This is a genomic window from Actinoplanes sp. NPDC051633 (assembly GCF_040681735.1).
Lineage (GTDB): Bacteria > Actinomycetota > Actinomycetes > Mycobacteriales > Micromonosporaceae > Actinoplanes.
On sequence record NZ_JBFAZH010001810.1, the window covers coordinates 1 to 1,072 of the forward strand.

Annotated in this window: 1 protein-coding gene and 1 pseudogene; both read right to left on the reverse strand. The window is 65.5% G+C overall.

What is annotated here, in order from left to right; all coding sequences use genetic code 11:
* Positions 1 to 19 precede the first annotated feature (19 nt).
* Entirely contained in the window at positions 20 to 316 is a 297-nt protein-coding gene (locus AB0M20_RS45365; RefSeq protein WP_364307863.1) for a hypothetical protein, read from the reverse strand.
* A 617-nt stretch (positions 317 to 933) separates the two neighbouring features.
* A pseudogene (locus tag AB0M20_RS45370) lies at positions 934 to 1,072 on the reverse strand (acyl-CoA desaturase); the annotation flags it as partial.

Below are 1,072 nucleotides of genomic sequence, written 5' to 3' on the forward strand. Positions count from 1 at the left end.
CGGCGGTCGTCAGCAATTGTCAGGCGTCGGCGTGCTCGCGGCTGCCGGCCTTCGCCAGGCCGCGGCTGACCATGTAGCCGATGGTCAGCAGCACGACGTAGAACCAGGCGCGATCGGCGCGGAAGTAGTCGCCAGCGGCGCCGTTGTCGCCGTTACCGTTGCCGTCGACCACCAGGGAGGCGATCAGGACGGCCACCGTGATGACCACGTAGGAGATAAACTCGGTGGTCTTGAACGCGGCCTTGGTCTCGGTCGAGCGGCGGCGCAACGTCCCGTTCACGGGAGCGTCGGTGCGATTGGTGGTGGTGCTGGACATTAGTTCTCCAAGAGCCGTTTACGCGTGGACCTCGTACCGCACTGGCGGCACGAGATTGAGCAGGAGAGCTGCAGCGGCAACCATCATTCGTTGCCGCCGATGAAATATTGCCCTGGGTGAATTTTTCCAAACAGGACGTACGTCACGTGGATCGGCGCGGGTGCCAACCGTCGTCGGGGAGGCGATCTGCATGCCATTTCCGAACATAAGGGCCTGCTTGTCAGATCCATCGGTGGCCCAATGTCCGGCTTGGTGTCGTCGGCCCCCGTCGCGTGCTCCGGGTGGGCGGCGGCGAGTGTCCGGGCATCAGCAGATCCGCGCGCAGCGTCGCGATCTGGTCCATACCGGTCATCAGCAAGACTTGCCGGGCGCCGGCGGTGGGACGGCACAACAAGATCGTGGAGGCCGCCGGCAGGTGAGGGTGGAGGTGTACCAGGAAGTCAATCCGCTGAGTTCGGCGACCTCGTGCAGCGTCACATCCCACTCGACATGCCGAGGCGCCGGCCGCATCGGCGGGTCCTGCCGGTCAACCAGGTAACACTCCGGGGGCAGGTAGTGCGGCGACGGCACCGGTCCGGTGGCGGTGAGCAGGTGTGCGTGCGTTGCCCGTACCGCGTCTATCGAGCCGCACGCAGCGGCTCACCGACCTCTCGGAGGTGCTGCAGGGCCTGGCGGTATGACTCGATCAGGGTCGTGCTCTCGTAGGCGACACCGAGCTTCTGGCAGTACTCCCGCACGATCGGCTGAGCCTTCTTC

Coding starts and splice junctions, on each gene's coding strand:
- AB0M20_RS45365 (WP_364307863.1), bottom strand. CDS start 316: ATGTCCAGCACCACCACCAATCGCACCGACGCTCCCGTGAACGGGACG.